Source organism: Streptomyces sp. NRRL F-6492, from assembly GCF_001280125.1.
GTDB lineage: Bacteria > Actinomycetota > Actinomycetes > Streptomycetales > Streptomycetaceae > Streptomyces.
Window position 1 is genome coordinate 1 of sequence record NZ_LGEG01000255.1, and the last position, 25,841, is coordinate 25,841.

Below are 25,841 nucleotides of genomic sequence, written 5' to 3' on the forward strand. Positions count from 1 at the left end.
TTTTGGCACGCTGTTGAGTTCTCAAGGAACGGACGCTTCCTTTGTACTCACCCTCTCGGGCTTTCCTCCGGGCTTTTCCCTTCGGTCTTTCGTGTTTCCGACTCTATCAGATCTTTCCGATCCGATTTCCTCGGTGCTTTCCGGTCCCTTTCGCTTTCGCTCCGGGCCCTTCCGGCGGTTCCGACTTTATCAGATTCATTTCGGCCGACCTAATCGGTGGCTTTCGTGATTCGGATAAGAATCGAAGTGACTCCGGGGAATCGAAATTCCCGAACCGGAGTGAGTCAGACTTTACTTGGTTGCTGCCGAGCTGTCCAGCTCCAGGCAACTGTTCAAATCTACCTCCCCGCAATCGCCGTGTCAACAGGTTTTGCGGGCACCGGAGGAGACTAGCAGCTCAGCAGGGCCGTACGCACATCAGGCCGCGGTGGGGAGCGTGGCGTTGCGGTCGGGTTCCTCCAGGTCGCCCAGGTCGCCGGCGTGGGAGGCACGGCCGCCGAGGACGTAGACGTACGCGAGGAAGGCCAGTTCGGCGGCGATGCCGATGGTGACGCGGGCCCAGGTGGGCAGGCCGGAAGGGGTGACGAAGCCTTCGATCAGGCCCGAGACGAAGAGGACCAGGGCGAGGCCCATGGCCATGCCGAGAGCCGCACGGCCCCGTTCCGCGAGGGCGGCGCGGCGGGTGGTGGGGCCCGGTTCGATGACGGTCCAGCCGAGGCGGAGGCCGGTGCCGGCGGCCACGAAGACGGCGGTCAGTTCCAGCAGGCCGTGGGGAAGGATCAGGCCCAGGAAGACGTCGAGGCGGCCCGCGGAGGTCATCAGACCGATGCCGACGCCGAGGTTCAGCATGTTCAGGAAGAGGATCCAGAGGACCGGGATCCCCAGGAAGGCGCCCAGGACCAGGCACATGGCGGCGGCCTGGGCGTTGTTCGTCCAGACCCGGGCGGCGAAGGAGGCCGCCGGGTGGCTGGAGTAGTACGTCTCGTACTGGCCGCCGGGGCGGGTCATCTCGCGCAGCTCGGCGGGGGCGCCGATCGAGGCCTGGACCTCCGGGTGCGTGCCGATCCACCAGCCGATGAGGACCGCGAGCAGGGTGGAGAGGACGGCGGTGGGGATCCACCAGTGGCGGGAGCGGTAGACGGCCGCCGGGAAGCCGGCCGTGAGGAAGCGGGCCGCGTCGCGCCACGAGGAGCGGCGGGTGCCGGTCACGGTGGCACGGGCGCGGGCCACGAGCTGGGTGAGCCGGGCCGTGAGCATCGGGTCCGGGAGGCCGGACTGCACGATCGAGAGGTGGGTGGCCGTGCGCTGGTACAGGGCGACGAGTTCGTCCGCCTCGGCGCCCGTCAGCTTCCCGCCCCGGCGCAGGAGGTGGTCGAGGCGTTCCCACTCCGCGCGGTGGGCGGTGACGTAGACGTCGAGGTCCATGATCGGCTGCTGCTCCAGGACTGGCTTCGGACGGGTCCGTACTACTGCGGCGCGCTGGGGGTCAGCTTGGCAGACTGGCGTTCGGAGGGGTCGGGAAGACCGGAGAAGGGTGGGCGGGTGCCGTGAGTGGTGTGGTGACGGGCGATGCCGTCGTACTGGGGTTGCAGCCCGCGCGGCTGCCGAGCCGGGCGCTCGCGGTGCTCGTCGATCTGGCCGTGGTGTGGGCCGCGTACCTGCTGGTCATGGTCGGGCTCGCGGCCGCCACGGCTTCGCTGGACGAGGCGGCGGTGGCGGCCGTGTCCGTCGCGGCCTTCCTGCTGGTCCTCGTGGGGGCGCCGATCGCGGTGGAGACGCTGTCCCACGGGCGGTCGCTCGGGAAGATGGCCTGTGGACTGCGGGTCGTACGGGACGACGGCGGTCCGATCCGGTTCCGGCACGCGCTGGTGCGGGGGGCCATGGGGGTCGTGGAGATCCTGATGACCTTCGGCGTCGTCGCCTGTGTCGCGTCGCTGGTGTCCGAGCGCGGACGGCGGCTCGGGGACGTGTTCGCGGGGACGCTGGTCGTACGGGAGCGGATGCCCGCGGCGCGGGTGCTGCCCGTGCCTCCGCCGCCGCCGTGGCTGGTGGGGCGGTTCGCCGGGCTCGATCTCTCGGCGGTGCCGGAGGCGCTGTGGCTGGAGGTGCGCCAGTACCTCACGCGCGCGCGTGAGCTGGATCCGGCCGTGGGGCGGCGGCTCGCCGAGCGCCTGGCCGACGAACTGGTGGCCCGGACGGGGGCGCCCGCGCCGCCGGGGGTGCCGGCCTACGCGTATCTGGCGGGCGTGGTGGCCGAGCGGCAGGCGCGGGACATGCGACGGGCGTTCACCGAGGCCGGGGCCGGAGGCGGGGCCGGGGTGGAGACCGGGGCCGGGGCCGGGGCCGGGTTCGAGGCCGGTCGGGCCTTCGGTGTTCCGGCGGTGGCCGTTCCTCCGGTCGTTCCGCCCTCCGACGCTCCCCCGGCCGTTCCTCCCGCGAGTGCTCCCCCGGGCGGCGGGCCCTCCCCCGAGGACGGGTCGTCCGCCACCGGGTTCGCCCCGCCCGCCTGACGTCCGGCGGTCTTCCGGGTCGGCGGGTCAGCAGGTCAGCAGGTCAGGGGAAGACCGAGGGTGGGGTGTCGAGGTCTTCGAGTTCGATGCCGGGGGCCGCGAGGACCACGTCCCCGGCGATGTGGACGGTGTGGCGTTCGCCCGTGTCCAGGGCGCTGACCTGGTACTCGTCCACCGTCAGGGGGCCGTTGTCAGTGGGGTGCGCTTCACTTCTCAGCAGGGCCCAGGACTGGTCGACCGTGAGGGGGGCGAGCACCGGGTCCGTGAAGGCGACGAGCCTGACACGGGTCTCGGGGGAATCGGGGGTGAGACGCAGGAGTCGCGTGAGGGCGACGAGGAACGCCGGGGAGCCGCCGGTGAAGGAGTGGGCGCGCACGTTGCCTTCGGTGGCCTCGGCTCCGGTGGGGTCCGTGCGGACCCAGGTGACGCCGTCGAGGGCCGCGCCGCGGACCTGCCAGCCGGCGGCGTGCAGTTCGAGGCGGATGGGGCGGCCCAGTTCGTCGACGGCCAGGTCGACGGAGCCGCGGTGATCACCGGAGGGGGTGGTGGTCTGCGCGACGTAGCGCCAGCCGGAGGGGCCCGGCGCGCAGTGGAAGTGTTCTTCGCCGAGGGGGGTGTGATCGTGCGGGTCATGGAGCGAATAACGGCCGCGGGGCATGGGTCCTCGGGTGGCTTCCAGGAGCGGTGGCAAGGGGGGCGGGACGGGGCAGGCCCCCCGGCACGGGGGTGCGGGGGGCCTGCCTGGATCCTCTGCGAAGGTGTTCCGCGGACGTGCTCCGCGGGGTCCGTCAGTAGCGGTAGTGGTCCGGCTTGTACGGACCCTCGACCTCGACGCCGATGTAGGAGGCCTGCTCCGGGCGGAGGGTCGTCAGCTTGACGCCGAGCGAGTCCAGGTGGAGGCGGGCGACCTTCTCGTCCAGGTGCTTCGGGAGGACGTAGACGTCGGTCGGGTACTCCTGCGGCTTCGTGTAGAGCTCGATCTGGGCCAGGGTCTGGTCCGCGAAGGAGTTCGACATGACGAAGGAGGGGTGGCCGGTCGCGTTGCCGAGGTTCAGCAGACGGCCCTCGGACAGGACGATGAGGACCTTGCCGTCGGAGAACTTCCAGGTGTGGACCTGGGGCTTGACCTCGTCCTTGACGATGCCGGGGATCTTGGCCAGGCCGGCCATGTCGATCTCGTTGTCGAAGTGGCCGATGTTGCCGACGATGGCCTGGTGCTTCATCCGGGCCATGTCGCCGGCCATGATGATGTCCTTGTTGCCGGTCGTGGTGATGAAGATGTCCGCCGTCTCCACCACGTCGTCCAGCGTCGTCACCTGGTAGCCGTCCATCGCCGCCTGGAGCGCGCAGATCGGGTCGATCTCGGTGATGATGACGCGGGCGCCCTGGCCGCGCAGGGACTCGGCGCAGCCCTTGCCGACGTCGCCGTAGCCGCAGACGACGGCGGTCTTGCCGCCGATGAGGACGTCGGTGGCGCGGTTGATGCCGTCGATCAGGGAGTGGCGGCAGCCGTACTTGTTGTCGAACTTCGACTTCGTGACGGCGTCGTTCACGTTGATCGCCGGGAAGAGCAGCGTGCCGTCGCGGTGCATCTCGTACAGGCGGTGGACGCCGGTGGTGGTCTCCTCGGTCACGCCGCGGATCTCGGACGCCAGCTGGGTCCACTTCTGCGGGTTCTCGCCGAGGGTGCGGTTGAGGAGACGCAGGATGTGGGCGTACTCCTCGCTGTCCGCGGTGGCCGGGTCCGGGGCGGAGCCGGCCTTCTCGAACTCGACGCCCTTGTGGACGAGGAGGGTGGCGTCACCGCCGTCGTCCAGGATCATGTTCGGGCCGCCGGTGGGCGAGTTCGGCCAGGTGAGGGCCTGCTCGGTGCACCACCAGTACTCCTCCAGGGTCTCGCCCTTCCAGGCGAAGACCGGGACGCCCTGCGGGTTCTCCGGGGTGCCGTTCGGGCCGACGGCGATGGCCGCGGCGGCGTGGTCCTGGGTGGAGAAGATGTTGCAGGAGGCCCAGCGGACCTCGGCGCCGAGGGCGACCAGGGTCTCGATGAGGACGGCGGTCTGCACGGTCATGTGCAGGGAGCCGGTGACGCGGGCGCCGGCGAGGGGCTGCTGCTCGGCGTACTCGCGGCGGATGGACATCAGGCCGGGCATCTCGTGCTCGGCGAGGGTGATCTCCTTGCGGCCGAAGACGGCCAGGGAGAGGTCGGCGACCTTGAAGTCCTCGTGGGCTGCGGTCGTCATGACGGGGCTGCTCCTCATGGGTCGGGTGCGAGGGTCGTTCGGGGCGCCGGGCACCACGGTGGGGGTCCCTCGGGCATACGGATGCCCGGGACTTCCATGGTGCCGTCGTCGGAGGCCCTCTCTCCCTCGGCCGGTCCTCCGGACCGCCCGACCGCCATCAGCAGCGACGTCTGGCTGGTCACGAATCTACACCGATCGGCACGGTGGGCCACAGTCCGCGTCGGGTGCCGGGGCGGCTCCCGGACAGCCCCGGAGCCGGGCCGGACGCGCCGAGCCCCCGGTCCGTCGTGCGGGCCGGGGGCTCGGTGGGGTGGTGCGATGGCCGGATCCAGCCGTTGAACCGGCGGCCCGTCTCAAGGACCGGTCGGCGCCTCGGGCCGGTCGGCGCCTCAAGTCGGTCGGCGTCCCGGGCCGGTCAGTGGTGGCTCGGGCCGCCCGGGGTCGCGGCCGGGTCGGGGCCCGCCGCGGCCTCCTTCTCGCTGTAGATGTCGGGCTCCAGGTAGATGACCCGGGCGATCGGGACGGCGGCGCGGATGCGCTCCTCGGCGGCGTTGATGGCGTGCGCGACCTCGGCGGCGGTGTCGTCGTGCGCGACGGCGATCTTGGCGGCGACGAGGAGTTCCTCGGGGCCGAGGTGGAGCGTGCGCATGTGGATGAGGCGGGTGACGGTCCGGCCGTCGACGACGGCGGCCTCGATCTTCTTGACCTCGTCGGTGCCGGCGGACTCGCCCAGGAGCAGCGACTTGGTCTCGGCGGCGAGGACGAGCGCGATCAGGATGAGCAGGACGCCGATGCAGAGGGTGCCGATGCCGTCCCAGACGCCGTTGCCGGTGAGCAGGGCGAGGCCGACGCCGCCGAGGGCCAGGATGAGGCCGACGAGGGCGCCGAGGTCCTCCAGGAGGACGACGGGGAGCTCGGGGGCCTTGGCGCGGCGGACGAACTCCTTCCAGGAGAGGTTGCCGCGGAGCGGGTTGGACTCCTTGATGGCGGTGCGGAAGGAGAAGGCCTCGGCGATGATCGCGAAGACGAGGACGCCGACCGGCCAGTACCAGGCCTTGATCTCGTGCGGGTCGTGGATCTTCTCGTAGCCCTCGTAGATGGCGAACATGCCGCCGACGGAGAAGAGCACGATGGAGACGAGGAAGGCGTAGATGTACCGCTCGCGGCCGTAGCCGAAGGGGTGCTGCGGGGTCGCCTCGCGCTTGGCCTTCTTGCCGCCGAGGAGCAGCAGGCCCTGGTTGCCGGAGTCGGCGAGCGAGTGGACGCTCTCCGCGAGCATCGAGGACGAACCGCTGAAGAGGAACGCCACGAACTTGGCTGCGGCGATCGCGAGATTCGCGGCGAGCGCCGCCACGATCGCCTTGGTTCCGCCTGACGCGCTCATGGGTGTACGGGTTCCCTTCGTCGGTGCTCCGGCTCGATCGCCGCGGTTCGGCCGGTCATTGTCGCATCAGGCCGTGACGGTGGCGCGGAAGACCGTACCCGCTCCGGTCAGTTGGATGCGCTCGCCCGCCGGGACGAAGACGGATTCGCCGGGGGCGAGGGGGATGTCGCCCGCCGCCGGGCGGCCCGCGACGGCCAGCAGGATCTGGGGCGTGGGGGCGGTGAGGTCGTTGGGGGCGGCGCTCTCCGCCCGTACGAAGCGGGAGAGGCGGAACTCTTCGGTCGGGGTCTCGTAGACCTCCTCGCCCGACGGGGAGGCCTCGGGGCGCAGGACGGCCGGGTCGGCCGGGTCGAAGCGGACGATCCGGAGGAGTTCGGGGACGTCGACGTGTTTGGGGGTGAGGCCGCAGCGCAGGACGTTGTCGGAGTTGGCCATGATCTCGATGCCGAGGCCGTCGAGGTAGGCGTGCGGGACGCCGGCGCCGAGGTAGAGGGCCTCGCCGGGCTGGAGCCGCACGTGGTGCAGGAGCATGGCGGCGATGACGCCGGGGTCGCTCGGGTAGTGGTGGGCGAGGCGCGCGTACGGGGCGTGGTCGCCGCCGAGGCGGTCGGCGGCGGCGGTGGCCTCGGCGACGGTGTGCGCCGTCTCCTCCGGGTCGGCGGTGAGCAGGGCCGTCAGGACCTCGCGGAGCGCGGCCTCCTCGGGGTGGGCGTGCAGCAGGTCCACGTACGGCTTGAGGGAGTCGACGCCGAGCGCGGCGATCAGGTCGGCGGCGTCAACGGGGGCGCGGAAGCCGCAGAACCCCTCGAAGGGGGTGAGGGCGCAGATCAGCTCGGGCTTGTGGTGGGCGTCCTTGTAGGTGCGGTGCGGGGCGTCGACCGGGATGCCCGCGGCCTCCTCGGCGGCGAATCCGGAGCGCGCCTGGTCGAGGTCGGGGTGGACCTGGAGGGACAGGGGGGCGCCGGCGGCGAGGATCTTGAACAGGAAGGGGAGGCGCGGGCCGAACCGCTCGACGGTCCGCTCGCCCAGTTCGCGTACGGGGTCGGCGTCGATGAGCTCGTTCAGCGGGCCGCGCTCGGTGCGGGAGGGGGCACCGGGGTGGGCGCCCATCCACATCTCGGCCTGCGGCTCGCCGGTGGGGGCGGTGCCCAGGAGTTCCGGGATGGCCGTCGTGGATCCCCAGGCGTAGGGGCGGACGGTGTTGACGAGGCGGTCCATGGTGCCTGCCAGCTTCTCGGGTGGGTGACGGGTGTGCGGGTGTCGGGGGACACGGGAGACAGACGACAGGGGGTGGATGACGGGTGGGTGTCGGGGCGGTGGACGGCACGGGGTGGGTGGCCCGCGCCGCGGCGCCCGGTGCGGGGCGCGGGCGGTTTCGCGGCCCGGCGGCTACGGGGCGGGGGTGCTCCGGGTGGCCAGGGCCAGGTAGACGGCCGCGAAGTCGGTGACGGCGAGGAGTTCCGCGAGCGTCTCCAGGTCGCCGCCCTCCTCCGGCTCCAGCTCGCTGACGGCGGTCTCGTGGCCGAGGGCCAGTTCCCGGGCGGCGGGGGCGGCGCTGAGGCCGCCGGCCGGCCGGTCTCGGAGCAGGACCACCCGGGCCCGCAGGGCCTGCGGCTCGTCGACCCGGTCGCGGAAGAAGTCGTCGGGGTCGGCGCCCGCCGCGTAGTCGCCGGCGAGCAGGACGCCGTGCGCGGGCAGGGCCTCGGGGAGTTCGGCGGCGAGGGCGGGCAGTCCGGCGAGCTCCGCCAGTACGGCGGCGAAGCGGCGGCCGGCCGGGCCGGCGGCGCTGCCCTCGGTCCAGATCAGCGGGAGCGAGTCGGCCAGCTCGGCGGCGAGGGTCTTCGCCGGGTTGCCGTACGTGGCGACGGCCGGGCCGCAGCGTGCGGCCGTGCGGTCCAGGCGGTCGGCCACCTTCTCCAGGGCCTCGGGCGGTGCCTCCAGGAGGCCGACGCGGTCGAGGAGGGCGAGCAGCGGGGTGAACAGGGCCCAGAGGGCGCCGGGGCTGGCCCCGATGTTCTCGGCGTACTCGTCGGGCGCCTCGTTCGGGGCGACGGCCATCGGGACGAACATTCCGTGCGAGCCGCCGACCGCCTCCGCGAGCGGGGAGCCCTGGGGGGCGACGGCGACGACCGTGATGCCGCGCCGGTACGCCTGCTCGGCGAGGAGGGCGAGGCCCGGTTCGGCCCCGTCGGTGGTGGGGAGCAGCAGCAGGTCCACGGAACCGGCCCAGCCGGGCAGCGCCCAGCGCAGGGCTCCGGCGGCGGGGGCCACGCCGGTGGGGCGGAGGCGTACGACGGGGGCGGAGGCTCCGGCGAGGGCGCCGATCAGGTCGGCGACGCCGGTGGCGGCGGTGCCGGGGCCCGCGACGAGGACCGCGCGGGGGCGGCCCTCGGGGCGGAGGTCCGCGATGCCGGCTTCGGCGGCGTGGCGGGTGGCGGTCCGTACCCGGGCGCCGGCTTCGGCGGCGCCGCGGAGGAGGCCCCGGCGGTCGGCCAGGGCGAGGTCGTCCGGGGCGTCGAGGAGGGTCTCGTCGAGCATCTGGTGCCTCCCGGGTGAGCGGGTTCGGTGGGAGCCCCTCGGGCGGGGGCGGGGCGGCCGGCGCGGTGCGGGGCGGGGGCGCGCCCGGCCCCCTCGTCCTGCGCCCGCGCCGTCCGCGTCACTCCGTACGGCCGGGTGTGCGGAGGTGCGGGCCGTACCGCCGGGTGTACGGGGGTGCGGGTCCTCCCGTGGGGGGACCCGCCGTCGGCGTCCGCCGCTCGTGGCGGCTCCCGGCTGCGGTCGGCGGCCGTCGTCCTCGGGGCCGGTTACGCCGGGCGGCGGGCCTCGTCCGTGAGGAGGACCGGGATGCCGTCGCGGACCGGGTAGGCGAGGCCGCAGTCGTCGGCCGTGCAGACCAGTTCGGGGGTCTCGTCCGCGGTGCGGTCGTTCAGCGGAGCGTGGCACGCGGGGCAGGCCAGGATCTCCAGGAGGCCGGCTTCGAGCGGCATGGGGTGGTCCCTTCGGACGAACTGCGGGCGAACGGTGGTGGTGCCGCCCCGCGGGCCGGGTCTTCGGACCGGTCCCCCGGGGGGCGGCCTTCGGGCCGGGCCTTCGGGCCGTTCCCTCGGGGCGGCCTTCGGGCCAGGTCAGCCTACCGCCGGGGGACGGGGGCCGCCCCGTCCCCCGGCGACCGGCGCGGGGTCAGTCCGTCGCCCGGACCAGGGCGAGGACCTCGTCGCGGACCCGGGCGGCGGTGGCCTCGTCGCGGGCCTCGACGTTGAGGCGGAGCAGCGGCTCGGTGTTGGAGGCGCGGAGGTTGAACCACCAGTCGGCGGCGGTCACGGTGAGGCCGTCGAGCTCGTCGAGGGTGATCCCGTCCCCGCCCTCGTACGCCGCCCTGACCCGGGCCGTGCTGGCGGCCTGGTCGGTGACGGTGGAGTTGATCTCGCCGGAGGAGGCGTAGCGGTCGTAGGCGGCGACCAGCTCCGAGAGGGTGCCCTCCTGGCCGCCGAGGGCCGCGAGGACGTGGAGCGCGGCGAGCATGCCGGTGTCCGCGTTCCAGAAGTCCCGGAAGTAGTAGTGCGCCGAGTGCTCGCCGCCGAAGATCGCGCCGGTCTTCGCCATCTCCTCCTTGATGAAGGAGTGGCCGACGCGGGTGCGGACGGCCTCGCCGCCCTGCTCGCGGACGACCTCGGGCACGGACCAGGAGGTGATCAGGTTGTGGATGATCGTTCCGCCGGGGTGCTTGGCGAGCTCGCGGGCGGCGACGAGGGCCGTGATCGCGGACGGGGAGACCGGTTCGCCGCGCTCGTCGACGACGAAGCAGCGGTCGGCGTCGCCGTCGAAGGCGAGGCCGATGTCGGCGCCCTCGGCGAGGACGCGGGCCTGGAGGTCGACGATGTTCTTGGGGTCGAGCGGGTTGGCCTCGTGGTTCGGGAAGGTGCCGTCCAGCTCGAAGTACATCGGGACGGTGTCGAGCGGGAGGCCGGCGAAGACGGTGGGGACGGTGTGGCCGCCCATGCCGTTGCCCGCGTCGACGACGACCTTGAGCGGGCGGATGCCGGTGAGGTCGACGAGGCCCTTGAGGTGGGCGGCGTAGTCGTCGAGGGTGTCCCGCTCGGTGACGGTGCCGGGGGTGGCGGCGGCCTCGGGGGCGCCCTTCTCCGACCACTCCTCGGCGAGGGCGCGGATGTCGGCGAGGCCGGTGTCCTGGCCGACGGGGGCGGCTCCGGCGCGGCACATCTTGATGCCGTTGTACTGGGCCGGGTTGTGGGAGGCCGTGAACATCGCGCCGGGCAGGCCGAGGCTGCCGGAGGCGAAGTACAGCTGGTCGGTGGAGCAGAGGCCGATGAGGGTGACGTCGGCGCCGAGGCGGGCCGCGCCGCGCGCGAAGGCGCCCGCGAGTCCGGGCGACGAGGGGCGCATGTCGTGGCCGACGACGATCGCGTCCGCGTCCGTCACCCGGACGAAGGCGGCGCCGAAGAGCTCGGCGAGCGGCTCGTCCCACTGGTCGGGGACCACTCCGCGGATGTCGTACGCCTTCACGATCTGCGACAGATCGGCAGTCACGGATCCACCCTCCTGATGATTCTGGGCACGCGTGTGCGGCGCGTGTACGGAACGTCAAAACTACCCGGAGTGGGGCGGGGGGATGCGGACGGTGGCCGGTTGCGCCCGGTTGACCGCCCGTGTCGGCCGTGCGGACCCGGCGGCCGGGTCGGTCGTCGGCCCGGGTGTCGGGTCAATCGTCGGCCCGGGTGTCGGGTCAGTTGTCGGGTGAGCGGAGCACTCTGAGGTGTCCGCGGCGCCCGACCTCCATGGGGTCGCCGCCGCGTCCTCCGCCGCCCTTGCCGCCGGCTCCGGCCGCGCGCTCCTGGGGGCGGGCCGCCTCCCGCACCGCGTTGGCCAGGGCTTCGAGGTCGTCGCCGCTGGGGCGGGTGGGGGCGGATCCGTCGGAGAGCCGCACGACCTCCCAGCCGCGCGGGGCGGTGAGGCGTTCGCCGTGCTCGGCGCACAGGTCGTAGCAGTGGGGCTCGGCGTAGGTGGCGAGCGGGCCGAGGACCGCAGTCGAGTCGGCATAGACGTACGTCAGTGTCGCGACGGCAGGGCGGCCGCACGCGGTGCGCGAACAGCGACGTACAGGGCTCACGACGTTGGACGGTACCGCACTCTTGAGCGGGCCGCGACGACTCTCCCTCAGGTCACTCCACCGTGTCGCGGTGTGAGCTCCGCCATATCCCCGTGCGGGGCGGCCGCTCCGACCTGCGGGGAAGGGATCGCACGGGTCCCGGGGCAGGTGGCGATTCGGACAGTTCGGGATACGAATCCGGTCAATCAGGGCCAGATGGCCGATCGCGACGGGACGCCGAATCGGGCGCGCGACCGGCCGGAACGTTCAGGTTGCGACAGAAGGAGCGGAGGTCGGGCGGGGGCGGGGCGGAAACGGGCCGGGGCTCCGGAGAAGGTGGCGAGGACGCGCCACGGTACGGAGGACCGATGAGGGTTACGCTGCGTCAGTGATGGACAGTCCTGTGCCGCCGAGCCCCCAGCACCGCCCCGCGGAGCCCCCGGCGGAGCCCCGGGTCCGCCGCCGCGACCGGCACGGCCGCGGGATGCGGGGTCCCGTCGCGCCGCCGCAGGTGCCGCTCTCCGCGAGCCGGGCCGACACCTTCCGCGATCTGGTCCTGGACTCGGTGGAGCGTCTGGAGCGGCGCTGGCCGCAGCTGGCCGACGTCGAGTTCCTGGTGCTGGAGGTGCCGCCGGCCGTGCCGGGCGAGACGGTGCCGCTGGGCGGCTCGCTCTCCGCGGAGAAGGGCGAGCCCGCCCGGGTGGTCGTCTACCGGCGGCCGGTCGAGATCCGCTCGAAGAGCCGGGACGAGCGGGCGCTCCTGGTCCACGAGGTGGTCGTGGAGCAGGTCGCCGAGCTCCTGGGGCTCTCCCCGGAGTCGGTCGACCCCCGGTACGGGCAGGACTGAGCCGGACGGGACCGGCAAGGGCCGACAGGAGCCGGCAGAGGTCGGCAGAACCGGGCGGTCGTACGGCCACCGGGCCCGGCCGGCCGGATCCGTACCGCTCGCGTCCCTCCGGTCTCCCCCGTGGGGGCCGGGGTCAGTCCAGTACTCCCAGGTCCTGGCGGGCCGACGGGACCTCGACCGTGCCCCGGTCGTCGGCGAGGGTCTGGACGGTGAACATCGGGACGCCGTCCTGCGGCACGGCGAGCGTCCGGGCCGCGTACACCTTGCCGCCGGAGACCGGTTCGACGGTCAGCGCGTAGGAGCCCTTGAGGCCCTGCGGGACGAGGTCGGTGACGGGCGTCGTCGTGCCCGCCCTGACCGTGACCGTCCTCGACGCCGGCGTGCCCGCCCCGGAGCCCGCCGAGGCCGTGATCCTGACCTTCGCGTCGGCGTCGGGGGCGGTCAGGGAGAGCGTCGAGGCCTTGGCGCGGTTGTCGGCGACCGTCGCGCGGGCGGAGATCGCCCCCGCCGCCGGGATGAAGGCGATCTCGCTCTTGTCGCCCTTGCCCCGGACCACCTGGAGGGCGGCCACGACCGGGACGGGCCTCTTCGCGTTCTCCGGGCTGAGGAACAGCGAGGCCGCCGAGCCCCGGGTGAGGTCGGGCAGGTCGATGGAGGTCGTCATCCCGGACTTCACGTGCAGGGTGTCGGCGCCCGCCGGGACGATCGCGCCGTTCGCGGTGGACAGCTTGACCTTCAGGTCGGCGTCCTCCTGGCCGGGGGCGAAGACCACGAGCCGCACCGAGGTGGCGTCGGCCGGGATGCCGGGGAGGACGACGCTGCCCGACGGGTCGGCCGAGGCGGAGATCCAGTCGCTGCCGAGCTTGTCGTCGGCGACGCCGACGGCCGCGCCGACCCGCCCGCTGCGGGTGGTGACGTGGACGGTGACGTCCCGCTGGGCGGCCTCGTGGGTGAGGGTCGGGAGGAGGACCGGGACCGTGGAGCGGGCGGGGACCGGGATGCCCTCGGTGAACTGGGACTTGAGGACGCCCTCGGGGCCGTACAGCGTGATGTCGGCGACGGCGGCCGCGTCGTCCGGGTTGGTGAGGTGGACGTAGTCGTGGCGCGCCTTGGCGGTGGAGGCCGCCGGGAACCAGAAGTCGGTGTCGGGGGCGCCGCAGGTGAGGCCGAGGAGGCCGCGCGAGCCGCCCGCCGGGACGACGGTGGTCTGCTGGACGGTCCAGCCGGGGGCGAGGGCGCCGGTGGCCGAGCCGGTGAGGGCGGGCACGGACGCGCCGTTCGCCTCGGCGGTGACGGGCTTGCCGGGGGCCGTGACGGTGGCGGGGGCCTTGGGCGCCGTGGGCTTCTTGCCGGTCCCGCCGGTGGCCGTCGCGCCCGTGGCGGGCTTCAGGAGGGCCGTGGGCCGCTGCGCCCCGTCCTTGCCGGTTCCCGGGGTCTTGCCGGTCTCGGTGCCCGTCGGGGTGTACGAGGTGTAGACGGTCTCGGCCACCTCCGAGGAGCTCGGGACCGGGCAGGCCAGGCCGACGCGCTCCACCGGCAGCCGGGTGGTGGCCTTCGTCGCCCCGGGGACGGCGGTGCCCTCGGGGGCGGTGAGGGCGGCGAGGCCGGTGACGGCGGCGAGGGCCGTGGCGCCCGCGATCAGGGAGAGGGTCGTGCGCTTCACTGGTTGCTGCTCCCGTCGGGACGCTGCTCGGTCTCGTGGCCCCGGGCGGGTCCGTAGCCGTAGCCGTACGGGTCGTACTGCTGCGGGTCGTACCCCTGCTGCGGGTCGTAGCCCTGTCCGCCGTACTGCTGCTGTTGCTGTTGCTGGTCGTAGCCCTGCGGGTCGTACTGCTGCTGCTCGTAGCCCTGCTGGGGGTACGCGTACGGCTGCTGGTACGGGTCGGCCGCGTACTCCTGGTAGGGGGCCCGGTCGGCGTAGGGCTGCTCCTGGGTGCCTTCCCGGCCGTGCTCGCCGTGCTCCTGGCCGTGGTCCCGGGCCCGGGCGTGGGCGGGGTCGTATCCGCCGTCCCAGTCCCGGTCCCCGGGTGCGTGGGACTGCTGCTCCGGGATCGGGACCGGCCCGTGCTCCGGGGCGTCGGCGGGGGGCTGCTCCACGGCCTCGGCCTCCGCGTCGGCGGCGGCGCGCAGGCGGCGGGCGCGGCGGCCGTCGCCCTCGGCGGCCTGGGCGGGGATCGCGAGCTCCTCCTCGGGCAGGTCGTCGTCGATCTCGCGGCGGCGGCCGGGCAGGGCGAGGACGAGCAGGACGACGCCGAGGGCGACCTGGGTCCAGATCCACGCGCTGTGGGTGAACGGCTCGTCGTACGTGACGTCGAGGCGGCCCCCCTGAGCGGGGAGCTCGAAGCCCTGGGCCCAGCCGTCGACGGTGGTCCGCTTCAGCTCCTTGCCGTCGAGGGTGGCGGTCCAGCCCTCGGCGGCGCGGTCGGCGAGGCGCAGGACGCGGCCGGCGGGGCCCGCGGGGACCTCGGTGTGGACCTCGACGGGGCCGGCGGCGACGGCGACGTCGGCGGCGGTCTCCCCGGCGGCTCCTCCGGCGGCCGGGGCCCCGGCCTCGGCGGCGGGCGGGACGATCATGGCGCGGGCGATCTCGCGGTCCACGCGCCAGAGCGCGCTGCCGTCGATCTGGCTGAGGCGGCTGAGGCCGGGGGTGGAGTCGAGGACCCGGCTCATCTGGCGCGGTGCCCCGTCCCGTACGAGGACGTAGCGGATCGCGTAGCCGCTGAGCTGCTCGGTCTGCTCGGCGCCGGAGCCGGCGACGAGGAGGGCGACGACCCGGTCGAGGTGCGGGTCGCCCTCGGCGGTGGCGGTGAGCTCGGCGTCGCCGAGGCGGGCGCCGGAGCCGCGGACCAGGGTGTAGGCGACCTCGCCGGGGGTGGAGCCGCCGAGGACGAGGGTGCGGGGCTGGTCGCGGGTGGTGCTCTCCTCGGCGACGAAGGCCGGGACCTGGACCGGGTCGCGGCGGGTCAGCGGGCCGTCGGCGCCGCCGATCATCCAGCCGGCGGCGGCGAGGGCGGGGCCGGCGGCGCAGGCGAGGGCGACGAGGGCGGCGACGGGCTGGCGCCAGCCGAAGCCGTGGGCGGCGACGCGGGTGCGTCCGCCCTCGGCGCCGATCAGGCCGGCGGCGATGAGGGCGGCGCCGTAGACGAGGGTGGCGGGCCCGGCCCAGCCGGTGCCGCCCGCGCCGTTGGTCAGGACGGCGAAGAGGAGTCCGGCGAGGGCGGCGGCCCAGGCGGCGTGGACGGCGAGCCGGCGCTCCTCGCGCAGCAGCCCGGCCAGGCCGGCGAGGACGAGGCCGATCAGGAGCAGGCCGCCGGTGGTGCCGGGGCCGCCGGGGCTGGCACCGAGCAGGTCGAGCGCGGTGGCGGTGCCCGTGCGGAGGTCGACGCCGGCCTCGCGCAGGAAGGCGGCGGGGTCGGTCAGGAGGGTGAGCGACCAGGGGGCGAGGACGAGCAGGGGGGTGCCGACGGCGGCGAGGAAGCGGAGCCCGTACGCGAGGGGGTCGGAGCGGCGGACGGCGAGGACGCCGAGGCCGAGGAGGACGGCGAGCGGCCAGACCACCGGGGTGAACGCGGTCGTGAAGGTGAGCAGGAGCGCGTACGCCCAGGTGGCGCGCCAGCTGCCCCGGTCGGGCCGGTTGAAGCCGTGGGCGGCGACGGCGGCGCGGCCGATCAGCGGGAGCAGGATCGCGAGGACGGCGGTGCCGAGCCGGCCGGTGGCGAGGGCGCCGGTGGCGGCGGGCAGGAAGGCGTAGGCGACGGCGCCCCAGGCGCGCAGCAGCCGGGACTCGACGATGCCCCGGGAGGCGAAGTACGCGGTGAAGCCGGCGAGCGGGACCGAGCAGACGAGCAGCAGGGTCAGCGCGGTGGAGGTGGAGCCGAGGAACAGCGCGGAGAGCGCGGCCAGGACGGCGAGGTAGGGCGGGGCGGACTGGGTGCCGCCGGTGCCGAGGGGGTGCCAGGCGTCGGCGTACCGGGACCAGAGCCCGGAGACGGTGTCGGGGGCGGGCAGCAGGGCGCCGCCGGCCAGGGAGCCGCCGGAGAAGAGGTTGCGGCAGGCGACGAGGGCGACGACGAGGAGCAGGGCGAAGAGGACCGGGCCGGGTCTGCGGGCGATCTTCTTGAGCCGGGCGAACTGCTCGACCTCCAGGTAGTCGGCGTCGTCGCCGCCGGGCCCGGACTCGACGACGCCGTGGCGGGAGCCGCCGGAGTCGGCCTCGTTGCCGCCGAAGTCGGCGGTGAGCTGCTCGACGGCGGCGCGGACGGTGGCGCCGGGCGGCGGGAACAGCGGGCGGAGTTCGCTCGCCGGGACGGCGGGGTTCTTGCGCCGCTTGCGGGCGGCGAGGATCTTCTCGGGCCGCAGCAGGGTGGCGAGGAGGCCCATGACCTCGTCGACGGCCTGCCCGGGGACCTTGCCGACGAGGTAGGCGAGGGTGCGGAACAGGGTGCTGAGGACGAGCCGCGCGAAGACGTACGGGAGGGCGGCGCCGCGGGTGTTGGCGAGGAGCGTGTAGACGGCTCCGGCCTTGTCGACGCGGTGCGGGTTGGCGGCGGTGCGGCCGGCGCAGTCGACGGTGCGGCGCTCGCGGGCGGCGGCCTCGGCGTGCCGCAGGACGGCGTCCGGGGCGATGAGCACGCGGTGGCCCGCGGCGTGGGCGCGCCAGCACAGGTCGACGTCGTCGCGCATGAGGGGCAGGCGCCGGTCGAAGCCGCCCAGCTCCTCGAAGACGTCGCGGCGGATCAGCATGCCGGCGGTGGAGACGGAGAGGACGGAGCGGACCTGGTCGTGCTGGCCCTGGTCCTGCTCGCGGCGGTCGAGGCCGGTCCAGCGGCGGCCGCTGCGGGCGATGGAGACGCCGGTCTCCAGGAGCTGCTTCCGGTCGTACCAGCCGCGGAGCTTGGGGCCGACGACGGCGGCGTGCGCGTCGGAGTCGGCGACGCGCAGGAGTCCGGCCAGGGCGTCGGGCTCGGGCGCGCAGTCGTCGTGGAGGAGCCAGAGCCACTGGACCGGTTCGCCGTGCGGGAGTTCGGGGAGGTCGTAGGCCTCGTCGTTCCAGGTGCGGCTGACGGGGTCCCAGCCGCTGGGGCGCTTCAGGTAGGGCAGGTCCTCGGGTCCGAGCACGGGCGCGGTGCGGGCGGCCTCCTCGACGGCGGCGCCGAAGCCGGTGCGGCGCGCGAGGTGCAGGACGCGGTCGTCGCCGACGGCTTCGGCGACGAGCCGCGCGGAGTCGTCGGCGCTGCCGGTGTCGGCCGCGACCACGTTCTGCACGGGGCGTTCCTGGGCGAGCAGGCCGGCCAGGGCGTCGGGCAGCCAGCGGGCGCCGTCGTGGGTGACGAGCACGGCGGTGACGACGTGTCGCGGGAACTCAGGAGTTGAGGACATCGAGCTACGGGCCCTCCGGCCGGGGGTCGCCCGCGGGGGGCGTGGGGAGCGTCTCGGACGGAGGCCCACACTAACGGCTGTGCGCGGAGCGGTCCGCCGCCCTGTGGACAGAGCTCCCGGGCCCCTGTGGACAGAGCGGACGGAACGGTCGCGGGGAGGGACCGGGGATCAGGGGCGGGGATCAGGGGCGGGCGGAGGGGGCCGGGGCGGCCCGGGGCGTCAGCAGGACCGGGCCCGAAGAGGCCGGGGCGGCCGGGACGGCCGGGGCCGTGACCAGGGTCGGGATCGGAGCCGGCGCCGGATCCGGATCCGGAGCCGGGGCCGAAGAGGCCGGCGCGGCCGGGGCCGGGTGCGCAGAACGGTCCGCCGCCTGTGACCTGAACACAGGGGGCGGACCGTTCGGGCCGTCCTGGTGCGTGCGCCTCGGCGCGGTCCCGGTGGACGCGTCCCGGCTCGGGGGTCCGTACGCGGTCGGGTGCCGGCGGTCCGGGCGGCGCCTCGGGCGGCGGTTCAGACGGCGGCCTTCTTCAGGCGGCGCCGCTCCCGCTCGGAGAGGCCTCCCCAGATGCCGAAGCGCTCGTCGTTCTGCAAGGCGTATTCGAGGCATTCGGAGCGGACCTCGCAGGCGAGGCAGACCTTCTTGGCCTCACGGGTCGAGCCGCCCTTCTCGGGGAAGAAGGACTCGGGATCGGTCTGGGCGCACAGCGCGCGCTCCTGCCAGCCGAGTTCCTCGTCCGCGTCCTCGACCAGCAGTTCCTGGAACAACTCGGTCATGTGCGCCCCTCGTCTGTTCTGTGCGTCCCCGTGGTGTTGCCGTGCGGATACGGCCGAACGACACGAGTGAAATTACAAGTTCGTGCTCTGTGCGAGTCAAGCCGAGATCTGCTATTGGGCCCCGTATTCACTCTGCGGAACCAAGCGTATGCGCTAAGTGTTCAAATCACCAAAAACCGTGACACATGCCATCGGCGCGAGCGTGCGGCACGCCTTCACGAAGAAGGACGTCCGAGAGTTGGATCTTGTTGCGATCCAGCCGCGGAAGCGATCCGGATCACAGTCCGGTCACGAGCCGCCCCCTGTCCGGACCGACACGCGCGCGCCGCCACGTTCACGGGCATGGTCGAAGCGCCATCTCTCCTGGTCCGCGCATGAGCAAACCTTTCTCCAGAGAGGGCAACCGGATGAGGTGAAACATTGCCACCAAATCGGGCATTGAGTTGACAGTCGGGTGCCTCTCCGGCCACCTTTGGTGGCATGCCAGCGACCGCAGCGCCCGCCGCGACCCACATCCGTGGGTTCCGCCGCGCTGTCCAGGCGCGCTGTTGCTGTTGCTGTCCCAGCTGTTGATGCCGCAGAGCTCCAGCCTCTTCCCCCAGCGTCACCCGCGTCATCCGTGTCACCGCTCTCCCGTGACCCCCCACCGCTTCTGTTTCTGCTGAGGAACCACCCCACCCCATGAACATGGACAGCGACCTCCAGATCGCCGGCGACATCATGGAGGTCCCCCACCTCCTCCAGCCCGAGCGCGTCCACCCCGTGACCGTGGCCGATTTCGTCGGCCTCGCGCGCTCCATCGCCGAGGACCGCTCCCAGTGGGCCCCGCACGTCGAGTACGACGCCACCACCCGCTGGTACCACCGCCTGCGCACCGGCCCCGGCTACGAGGTCTGGCTGCTCTCCTGGGTCCCCGGACAGGGCAGCGGGCTGCACGACCACGGCGTCTCCTCCGGCGTCCTCACCGTCCTGGAGGGCGAGCTGACGGAGCGCACGGAGCGGGGCGTGCGGACGCTCGCGGGCGGCGCGCAGCGCGTGTTCGCGCCCGGATACGTCCACGAGGTCGTCAACGACTCCCTGGAGCCGGCCGTCAGCCTGCACGTCTACTTCCCGGGCCTGACCGAGATGCCCATGCACGAGTCGCTCCGCGCGCAGTGCGCCCCGGTGGCGCCCGCCCCGGCCGCGCCGGGAGTGATCGTCGCCTGACACACTGCCGTACATGCGCATTGTGGTTCTGGCAGGCGGCATCGGTGGTGCCCGTTTCCTTCGCGGCCTCAAGCAGGCCGTGCCGGACGCGGAGATCACGGTCGTCGGCAACACCGGTGACGACATCCATCTCTTCGGGCTGAAGGTCTGCCCCGACCTGGACACGGTGATGTACACCCTCGGCGGTGGGATCGACGAGGAGCAGGGCTGGGGGCGTACGGACGAGTCCTTCACCGTCAAGGAGGAGCTCGCGGCGTACGGCGTCGGGCCCGAGTGGTTCGGCCTCGGCGACCGGGACTTCGCGACCCACATCGTCCGCACCCAGATGCTCGGCGCGGGCTACCCCCTGAGCGCCGTCACCGAGGCGCTGTGCGCCCGCTGGCGGCCGGGCGTGCGGCTGCTCCCCATGTCCGACGACCGCGTCGAGACCCACGTGGCCATCGAGGTCGACGGCGAGCGGCGGGCGGTGCACTTCCAGGAGTACTGGGTGAAGCTGCGCGCCTCCGTGGACGCGAAGGCCGTCGTGCCGGTCGGCGCGGAGGCCGCGAAGCCGGCGCCGGGCGTCCTGGAGGCGATCGCGGAGGCGGACCTGATCCTCTTCCCGCCGTCCAACCCGGTCGTGTCCGTCGGCACGATCCTGGCCGTGCCCGGGATCCGCGAGGCGGTCGCCGCCGCGGCGGCGCCGGTCGTGGGCCTCTCCCCCATCGTCGGGGACGCGCCCGTGCGCGGCATGGCCGACAAGGTCCTCGCGGCGGTGGGCGTGGAGTCCACGGCGGCGGCGGTGGCCCGGCACTACGGCTCCGGACTGCTCGACGGCTGGCTCGTGGACACCGTGGACGCGGACGCGGTCGCGGACGTCGAGGCGGCGGGCATCGCCTGCCGCGCGGTGCCGCTGATGATGACGGACGTGGAGGCGACGGCCGCGATGGCCCGCGAGGCGCTCGCGCTCGCCGAGGAGGTACGGGGGTGAGCGCCGCCCCCTCGTACCGGGTCTGGGCGCTGCCCGGACTGCCCGAGGTGGCCGCCGGGGACGACCTGGCCAAGCTGATCGCCTCCGTCTCCCCGGAGCTCGCCGACGGGGACGTGCTGCTCGTCACCTCCAAGATCGTGAGCAAGGCGGAGGGGCGGGTGGTCGCCGCCGACGACCGCGAGGAGGCCATCGACGCCGAGACGGTACGGGTGGTGGCGCGGCGCGGCGCCCTGCGGATCGTCGAGAACCGGCAGGGGCTCGTCATGGCCGCCGCCGGGGTCGACGCCTCCAACACCCCGGCCGGGACGGTGCTGTTGCTGCCCGAGGACCCGGACGCCTCGGCCCGCCGGATCCGCGAGGGGCTGCGCGGGGCGCTCGGCGTGGACGTGGGCGTCGTCGTCACGGACACCTTCGGGCGCCCCTGGCGCGGCGGGCTCACGGACGTGGCGATCGGGGCGGCCGGGGTGCGGGTCCTGGACGACCTGCGCGGCGGGACCGACGCGCACGGCAACCCGCTGAGCGCGACCGTGGTCGCCACCGCCGACGAACTCGCCGCCGCCGGCGACCTGGTGAAGGGCAAGGCGGCCGGGCTGCCGGTGGCCGTCGTCCGGGGCCTGCCGCACGTGGTGGGCGGGGACGGGGAACCGGGGGCACGCGCGCTCGTGCGGGCCGCCGCCGACGACATGTTCCGGCTCGGCACCTCCGAGGCCGTGCGGGAGGCGGTGACGCTGCGGCGGACCGTACGGGAGTTCACGGCCGAGCCGGTCGATCCGGGGGCGGTGCGGCGCGCGGTCGCCGCGGCCGTGACGGCGCCCGCCCCGCACCACACGACGCCGTGGCGGTTCGTGCTCCTGGAGTCGGCGCGGTCGCGGACGCGGCTGCTCGACGCGATGCGGGAGGCGTGGATCGCGGACCTGCGGCGCGACGGCAGGTCCGAGGAGTCGATCGAGAAGCGGGTCCGGCGCGGGGACGTCCTGCGCGATGCGCCCTACCTCGCGGTGCCGTGCCTGGTCATGGACGGCTCCCACCACTACGGCGACCCCCGCCGGGACACCGCCGAGCGCGAGATGTTCCTGGTCTCGGCGGGCGCGGGCGTGCAGAACTTCCTGGTGGCGCTCGCGGGCGAGCGGCTGGGCTCGGCGTGGGTGTCCTCGACGATGTTCTGCCCGGACGTCGTACGGGAGGTCCTCGGCCTGCCGGACGACTGGGACCCGCTCGGCGCGGTCGCGGTCGGGCATCCGGCGGCCCCGCCCCGGGAGCGGGCGGCGCGGACGGCCTCGGAGTTCGTCGAGGTGCGTTGAGCCGGGCCCCTCGGGGTCAGAGGGCCGCGATGTTCCCCGGGGTCATGCGGGGCGCCCTGCGGGGCGGGATCCGGCCGCTGAGGAGGATCAGGCGGGCCGCCCGGTGGCGCTGGCCCTCGTAGGGGGCCAGGAGGTCGAGCATGGCCGCGTCGTCGGCCGTGCGGTCGCCCGCCAGGGCCCAGCCGACGATGCCGGGCAGGTGGTAGTCGCCGGTGGTGACCTCGTCGGGGGCGCCGTGGGAGCGCTGGACCACCTCGGCGCTCGTCCAGGGGCCGACGCCCGGGACCAGCTCCAGGCGCCCGCGCGCCCCGGCCGGGTCCATGTCCGCGGCCTCCTCCATGCGGCGGGCCACCCGGCACGCGCGCAGGACGGTCGCGGCCCGCTTGTCGTCCACGCCCGCGCGGTGCCACTCCCAGGACGGGATCAGGGTCCACGCGCGCGCGTCCGGCATGACGCGCATGCCGTCGGGGGCCGGGCCCGGCGCGGGCTCCCCGTACTTCCGCACGAGCAGCCGCCAGGCCCGGTACGCCTCGTCCGTCGTGACCTTCTGCTCCAGGATCGACGGGATCAGCGACTCCAGGACCAGGCCGGTGCGGACCAGGCGCAGGCCGGGGCGGCGGCGGTGGACCGCGGCGAGCAGCTTGTGGCGGGGCGTGAAGGCGGCCGGGTCGTCCTCGGCGCCGAGCAGCGCCGGGAGGCGGTCCAGGAGCCACGCGGCGCCCTCGCCCCACGCCTGCGCCTCCGCGACGCCGTCCCGTGCGGTGACGCGGAGGGTCCCCGGGCCCTCGGGCGTCCGGCAGGCCCGCCAGAACGAGCCGTCCCCGACCGCCCGGAAGGCGGGGTCCGCGGGGCCCCGGCGGAGGGGGCCGAGGGTGAGGCCGAGGTCCGTCCCCGGAGGGAGGGGGAGGGAGCGGGTGCGGGGCGCGGGCCCGGGGGTGCGGCCGGTCGCCCGTGCGGGTGCGGTGGGTCTCTGGGGGAAGCGGCCGGCCATGGGACGAGCGTAGTCGGGCGGAGCCTGTGGGCGGGGCCGGCCGGGTGCGGGGCCGGGGCCGGGGCCCTCGGGGTGGGCCCGCAGGGGAACGGGCGCCGCGCCGGGGGGTTGTGCCCACCCGTTCCGCCCTGCGGAACGGGTGCCCACAACGGTGGTGACGGAGCGGGGGGCCGCTGCGGCACCCGGCCGGCAGGCAGGGCCCCCGCCCCGCCCCCTACTGGTCCGACGAGAAGCGGACCGTGCCCGCCGGGAGGGTGGCGTCGCACCAGACGCGGATGCCGTCGCGGAGTTCGTTGTCGGCGCCGACCCGGGCGCCGTCGCCGATGACCGCCCCGCTGAGGACCGTACGCGCGCCTATGTGGGCGCCCGCGCCGACCAGGGAGTCGGTGATCACCGCGCCCGGTTCGACGACCGCGCCCGCGAGGAGCGTGGAGCCCGTGATGCGGGCGCCCTCGCCGACCACCGCGTCCGCGCCGACGACCGTGCCGCCGGTCAGCTTGGCGTCCGGGGCGACGCGCGCCGACGGCAGCACCAGGCGGTCGCCGCAGCGGCCCGGGACCGCCGGGGAGGGCGCGCGGCCCAGGACCAGGTCGGCGGAGCCGCGCACGAAGGCCTGCGGGGTGCCGAGGTCCAGCCAGTACGTGGAGTCGACCATGCCCTGGAGGTGGGCGCCGGAGGCGAGCAGCTCCGGGAAGGTCTCGCGCTCCACCGAGACCGGCCGCCCGGTGGGGATGGTGTCGATGACCGAGCGCCGGAAGACGTACGCGCCCGCGTTGATCTGGTCGGTGACGATCTCCTCCGGCGTCTGCGGCTTCTCCAGGAAGGCCGTGACGCGGCCGGTGGGGTCCGTGGGGACGAGACCGAAGGCCCGCGGGTCGTCGACCCGCGTGAGGTGGAGCGAGACGTCCGCGCCGGAGGCGGAGTGGGTGTCGACGAGAGCCCCGATGTCGAGGCCCGTGAGGATGTCCCCGTTGAAGATGAGGACCGGGTCGTCGGGCCCCGAGCGCAGGCGCGAGGCCACGTTGCGTATCGCGCCGCCGGTGCCCAGCGGCTCCTCCTCGGTGACGTACTCCAGGCTCAGGCCGAGCGCGGAGCCGTCGCCGAAGTGCGGCTCGAAGACCTCGGCCAGGTAGGAGGTGGCGAGCACGATGTGCTCGACGCCGGCGGCGCGGGCGCGGGCCAGCTGGTGCGTCAGGAAGGGGACGCCCGCCGCCGGGACCATGGGCTTGGGCGTGTTGACCGTGAGGGGCCGCAGCCTTGTCCCCTTGCCACCGACCAGGAGGATCGCTTCTGTCACCTTGTCGTCTCTGCTTCCTGTCCGGGGCCGTCGGCACGTCCGTTTTCGGCCGTCCCTGCGATATGACCGGTCAGTTTATGCAGAGGGTTGCCTCCGTGGTCCCCTCTACCTCCCCTGATACGACGCCGCGCTCGTCCGGGCCGTGCCGAGCTTGCCGTACAGAAGCGATCCGGGGCAGTCCGTGGCGAATCCGTCACGGTGTCCGGCGATGGCGTGGAACTTGACCTTCGTGCCCTTCGCGTACAGGTTCCCGCCGCCCGAGGTCAGGGTCACCGAACCCTTCGGGTTGATGCCGTGGAGCCCCAGCTTCCAGGCCGTCAGGCGGGCGACGGCGGTCACGGAGGCGGCCGGCGGGGCGGTCTTGCTGAAGGTGCCGAGGACGGCGATGCCCATGGTGCTGGTGTTGAACCCGAGGGTGTGCGCGCCGAGCACCGGCTTGTCCACGCCGCCCGCCCGGCCCTCGTAGATGTTTCCGCACTTGTCGACGGCGAAGTTGTAGCCGAAGTCCCGCCACCCGCTGCTCAGGACGTGGTAGCGGTAGATGCTGCGCAGGACGGAGGGCGCCTGGGCGCAGGTGTAGTTGTTGCCGGTGGCGCTGTGGTGGACGAAGGCCGCCTTGATCGTGTTCGTGTAGACAAAGGTCTTCTCGCGGATCGACTCGTCCGCGCCCCACCCCTTGCGGGTGACGATCGCGGGACGGGGGCCGATGTACGGCGCGGCCTGGGCCTGGGCCGGTTCCTGCGCCTCGGAGCCGGAGGCCGGGGTGCGGGGCAGGAACGGAGGCAGGTACGGGGCCACGGCCTCGGCCGCCTCCTTCGACAGGACCGGGAGCCAGGGCGCGGCGTACGGGGCGAGCGGGGAGCCGATCGCGTCCAGGTCCACGAGATCCGCGAGGCCCGCGAGGCCCGCGGGGAACGGGGAGGGGGCCGGTGCGGCCGACCCGGTCGGCGCCGGGGCCGGGGGCGGCGGGACCTGCGGAGCCGCGGCGGCCGGAGCCGCGGCGGTACGGGTCCGGGGCGGGGCCGCCTCCGACACCGGACCGGACTCCGACGCCGGACCGGACTCCGACGCCGCTACCGGCTCTGTCTCCGGCTCCGGCTCTGTCTCCGATTCCGGCTCCGATTCCGATTCCGATTCCGTGAACGCGTCGGCGTACGGGTCCGCGACCGGCTCGGCCTCCGTACCCGGCTCCACGCCCGGCTCCGGGCCCGGCTCCGTGTCCAGGACCGGCTCCGTGTCCGTCGTCTCCGGGCCCTCTCCCGGGTCCACGAGTTCCAGGCGCAGGCCGGCCGGGAGCGGCGGCGCGCCGCCCGTCTCGCCCGCCTCCGCCCGTACCCGGATCTCGACGCCGTCCGAGTCGCCCACCCACAGCGGGGCCGTGGAGCCGCGGAGCGCCCGGGAGGCGCCCTCCGCCGTGTCCGGGTCGGCGCCGTGTTCGTCGTTGTGGGTCTCCACGTCCTGCCACTCCGACCAGGTGTCCGTGCCGGTGGCCCGGGTGCGGACCTGCACGGTGCCGTGCAGCGGGGCCTTGGGGTCGTCCCAGACCACGCCCACGAGCGAGAAGGGCTTGACGTCGCGTCGGGTGAGCCCCTGCTCCCCCGGCCCGCCGGCCCGCGAGGAGGGGCCCAGCGGGGCGAGCGGCAGGGACTGGGTGGAGCCCGACAGGTCGGGCGCGGGGGGCAGCGCGGAGGCCGCCGGTGGCTGCGCGAGCACCTCGGCCGCCGCGGATGCGGCGGGGGAGACCGGCAGGGCGAGTACCGCCGCGCAGGTGACGGCGATCGAGGAGGCGAGTGAGGCACGCATGGGCCGATCGTGCGTAGCGCCGGGCCGTT

Annotated in this window: 20 protein-coding genes; 5 read left to right on the forward strand and 15 right to left on the reverse strand. The window is 74.4% G+C overall.

Annotated features, from left to right (window positions below; translation table 11 throughout):
* Nucleotides 1-417 precede the first annotated feature (417 nt).
* On the reverse strand, nt 418-1,425 hold the full coding sequence (locus ADL08_RS28680; protein ID WP_053648080.1) for a stage II sporulation protein M: 1,008 nt from the start codon (nt 1,423-1,425) through the stop codon (nt 418-420).
* A gap of 122 nt (nt 1,426-1,547) precedes the next feature.
* On the opposite strand from ADL08_RS28680, the gene ADL08_RS28685 reads away from it, so the two are divergent.
* Nucleotides 1,548-2,510 (forward strand): RDD family protein, encoded by a 963-nt coding sequence (locus ADL08_RS28685; protein WP_053648082.1) that lies wholly within the window; start codon nt 1,548-1,550, stop codon nt 2,508-2,510.
* 43 nt (nt 2,511-2,553) lie between these two features.
* Here ADL08_RS28685 and ADL08_RS28690 read toward each other — a convergent pair whose 3' ends face one another.
* From ADL08_RS28690 to ADL08_RS28725, 8 genes are all read right to left on the reverse strand, one after another.
* Entirely contained in the window at nt 2,554-3,168 is a 615-nt protein-coding gene (locus ADL08_RS28690; protein ID WP_053648085.1) for a hypothetical protein, read from the reverse strand.
* 130 nt (nt 3,169-3,298) lie between these two features.
* Nucleotides 3,299-4,753: an adenosylhomocysteinase gene (gene ahcY / locus ADL08_RS28695; protein WP_053648088.1), complete on the reverse strand. Its 1,455-nt coding sequence runs from the start codon at nt 4,751-4,753 to the stop codon at nt 3,299-3,301.
* Nucleotides 4,754-5,168: 415 nt separating this feature from the next.
* Nucleotides 5,169-6,137 carry a cation diffusion facilitator family transporter gene (locus tag ADL08_RS28700; protein ID WP_053648090.1) on the reverse strand — a complete coding sequence of 323 codons (969 nt, stop codon included), beginning with the start codon at nt 6,135-6,137 and terminating at the stop codon, nt 5,169-5,171.
* A 66-nt stretch (nt 6,138-6,203) separates the two neighbouring features.
* Nucleotides 6,204-7,355 carry a mannose-6-phosphate isomerase, class I gene (gene manA / locus ADL08_RS28705; RefSeq protein ID WP_053648091.1) on the reverse strand — a complete coding sequence of 384 codons (1,152 nt, stop codon included), beginning with the start codon at nt 7,353-7,355 and terminating at the stop codon, nt 6,204-6,206.
* A gap of 171 nt (nt 7,356-7,526) precedes the next feature.
* Nucleotides 7,527-8,675: an SIS domain-containing protein gene (locus ADL08_RS28710; RefSeq protein ID WP_053648094.1), complete on the reverse strand. Its 1,149-nt coding sequence runs from the start codon at nt 8,673-8,675 to the stop codon at nt 7,527-7,529.
* A gap of 266 nt (nt 8,676-8,941) precedes the next feature.
* Nucleotides 8,942-9,124, reverse strand: a complete 183-nt coding sequence (locus ADL08_RS28715) for a Trm112 family protein (protein WP_053648096.1) — start codon at nt 9,122-9,124, stop codon at nt 8,942-8,944.
* Between the two features lie 193 nt (nt 9,125-9,317).
* Nucleotides 9,318-10,685, reverse strand: a complete 1,368-nt coding sequence (locus ADL08_RS28720) for a phosphomannomutase/phosphoglucomutase (RefSeq protein WP_053648098.1) — start codon at nt 10,683-10,685, stop codon at nt 9,318-9,320.
* 196 nt (nt 10,686-10,881) lie between these two features.
* Nucleotides 10,882-11,316, reverse strand: coding sequence for a DUF3499 domain-containing protein (locus ADL08_RS28725; RefSeq protein WP_078968558.1), 435 nt, complete (start codon nt 11,314-11,316; stop codon nt 10,882-10,884).
* Nucleotides 11,317-11,635: 319 nt separating this feature from the next.
* Here ADL08_RS28725 and ADL08_RS28730 point away from each other — a divergent pair, with 319 nt between their 5' ends.
* On the forward strand, nt 11,636-12,091 hold the full coding sequence (locus ADL08_RS28730) for a metallopeptidase family protein (RefSeq protein WP_053648102.1): 456 nt from the start codon (nt 11,636-11,638) through the stop codon (nt 12,089-12,091).
* A 133-nt stretch (nt 12,092-12,224) separates the two neighbouring features.
* On the opposite strand, the gene ADL08_RS28735 is transcribed toward ADL08_RS28730, so the two are convergent.
* The 3 genes from ADL08_RS28735 to ADL08_RS28745 form a co-directional block, all read right to left on the reverse strand.
* A complete protein-coding gene (locus tag ADL08_RS28735) occupies nt 12,225-13,754 on the reverse strand; it encodes a DUF5719 family protein (RefSeq protein WP_053648104.1) in 1,530 nt (509 codons plus the stop codon).
* Nucleotides 13,751-17,470 carry a glycosyltransferase family 2 protein gene (locus tag ADL08_RS28740; RefSeq protein WP_053648107.1) on the reverse strand — a complete coding sequence of 1,240 codons (3,720 nt, stop codon included), beginning with the start codon at nt 17,468-17,470 and terminating at the stop codon, nt 13,751-13,753. Before ADL08_RS28740 ends, ADL08_RS28735 begins: the two co-directional genes overlap by 4 nt.
* Nucleotides 17,471-17,980: 510 nt before the next feature.
* Nucleotides 17,981-18,244 carry a WhiB family transcriptional regulator gene (locus tag ADL08_RS28745; protein WP_015033978.1) on the reverse strand — a complete coding sequence of 88 codons (264 nt, stop codon included), beginning with the start codon at nt 18,242-18,244 and terminating at the stop codon, nt 17,981-17,983.
* A 681-nt stretch (nt 18,245-18,925) separates the two neighbouring features.
* Between ADL08_RS28745 and ADL08_RS28750 the strand changes: the two genes are divergently transcribed.
* The 3 genes from ADL08_RS28750 to ADL08_RS28760 are packed head-to-tail and all read left to right on the forward strand — an operon-like array spanning nt 18,926 to nt 21,721.
* Nucleotides 18,926-19,450: a cysteine dioxygenase gene (locus ADL08_RS28750; protein ID WP_053648109.1), complete on the forward strand. Its 525-nt coding sequence runs from the start codon at nt 18,926-18,928 to the stop codon at nt 19,448-19,450.
* A gap of 13 nt (nt 19,451-19,463) precedes the next feature.
* Nucleotides 19,464-20,420, forward strand: coding sequence for a 2-phospho-L-lactate transferase (gene cofD, locus ADL08_RS28755; protein ID WP_053648112.1), 957 nt, complete (start codon nt 19,464-19,466; stop codon nt 20,418-20,420).
* Nucleotides 20,417-21,721 (forward strand): coenzyme F420-0:L-glutamate ligase, encoded by a 1,305-nt coding sequence (locus ADL08_RS28760; RefSeq protein ID WP_053648114.1) that lies wholly within the window; start codon nt 20,417-20,419, stop codon nt 21,719-21,721. Before cofD ends, ADL08_RS28760 begins: the two co-directional genes overlap by 4 nt.
* A 16-nt stretch (nt 21,722-21,737) precedes the next feature.
* On the opposite strand, the gene ADL08_RS28765 is transcribed toward ADL08_RS28760, so the two are convergent.
* The 3 genes from ADL08_RS28765 to ADL08_RS28775 form a co-directional block, all read right to left on the reverse strand.
* Complete coding sequence (locus tag ADL08_RS28765; protein ID WP_053648115.1) at nt 21,738-22,712, reverse strand: DNA-3-methyladenine glycosylase family protein; 975 nt, start codon at nt 22,710-22,712, stop codon at nt 21,738-21,740.
* Nucleotides 22,713-22,926: 214 nt separating this feature from the next.
* Nucleotides 22,927-24,009 (reverse strand): nucleotidyltransferase family protein, encoded by a 1,083-nt coding sequence (locus ADL08_RS28770; protein WP_053648117.1) that lies wholly within the window; start codon nt 24,007-24,009, stop codon nt 22,927-22,929.
* A gap of 105 nt (nt 24,010-24,114) precedes the next feature.
* The gene (locus ADL08_RS28775; protein WP_053648119.1) at nt 24,115-25,812 is read right to left on the reverse strand and encodes a peptidoglycan recognition protein; all 1,698 of its coding nucleotides are present in this window, start codon (nt 25,810-25,812) and stop codon (nt 24,115-24,117) included.
* Between the last annotated feature and the right edge of the window lie 29 nt (nt 25,813-25,841).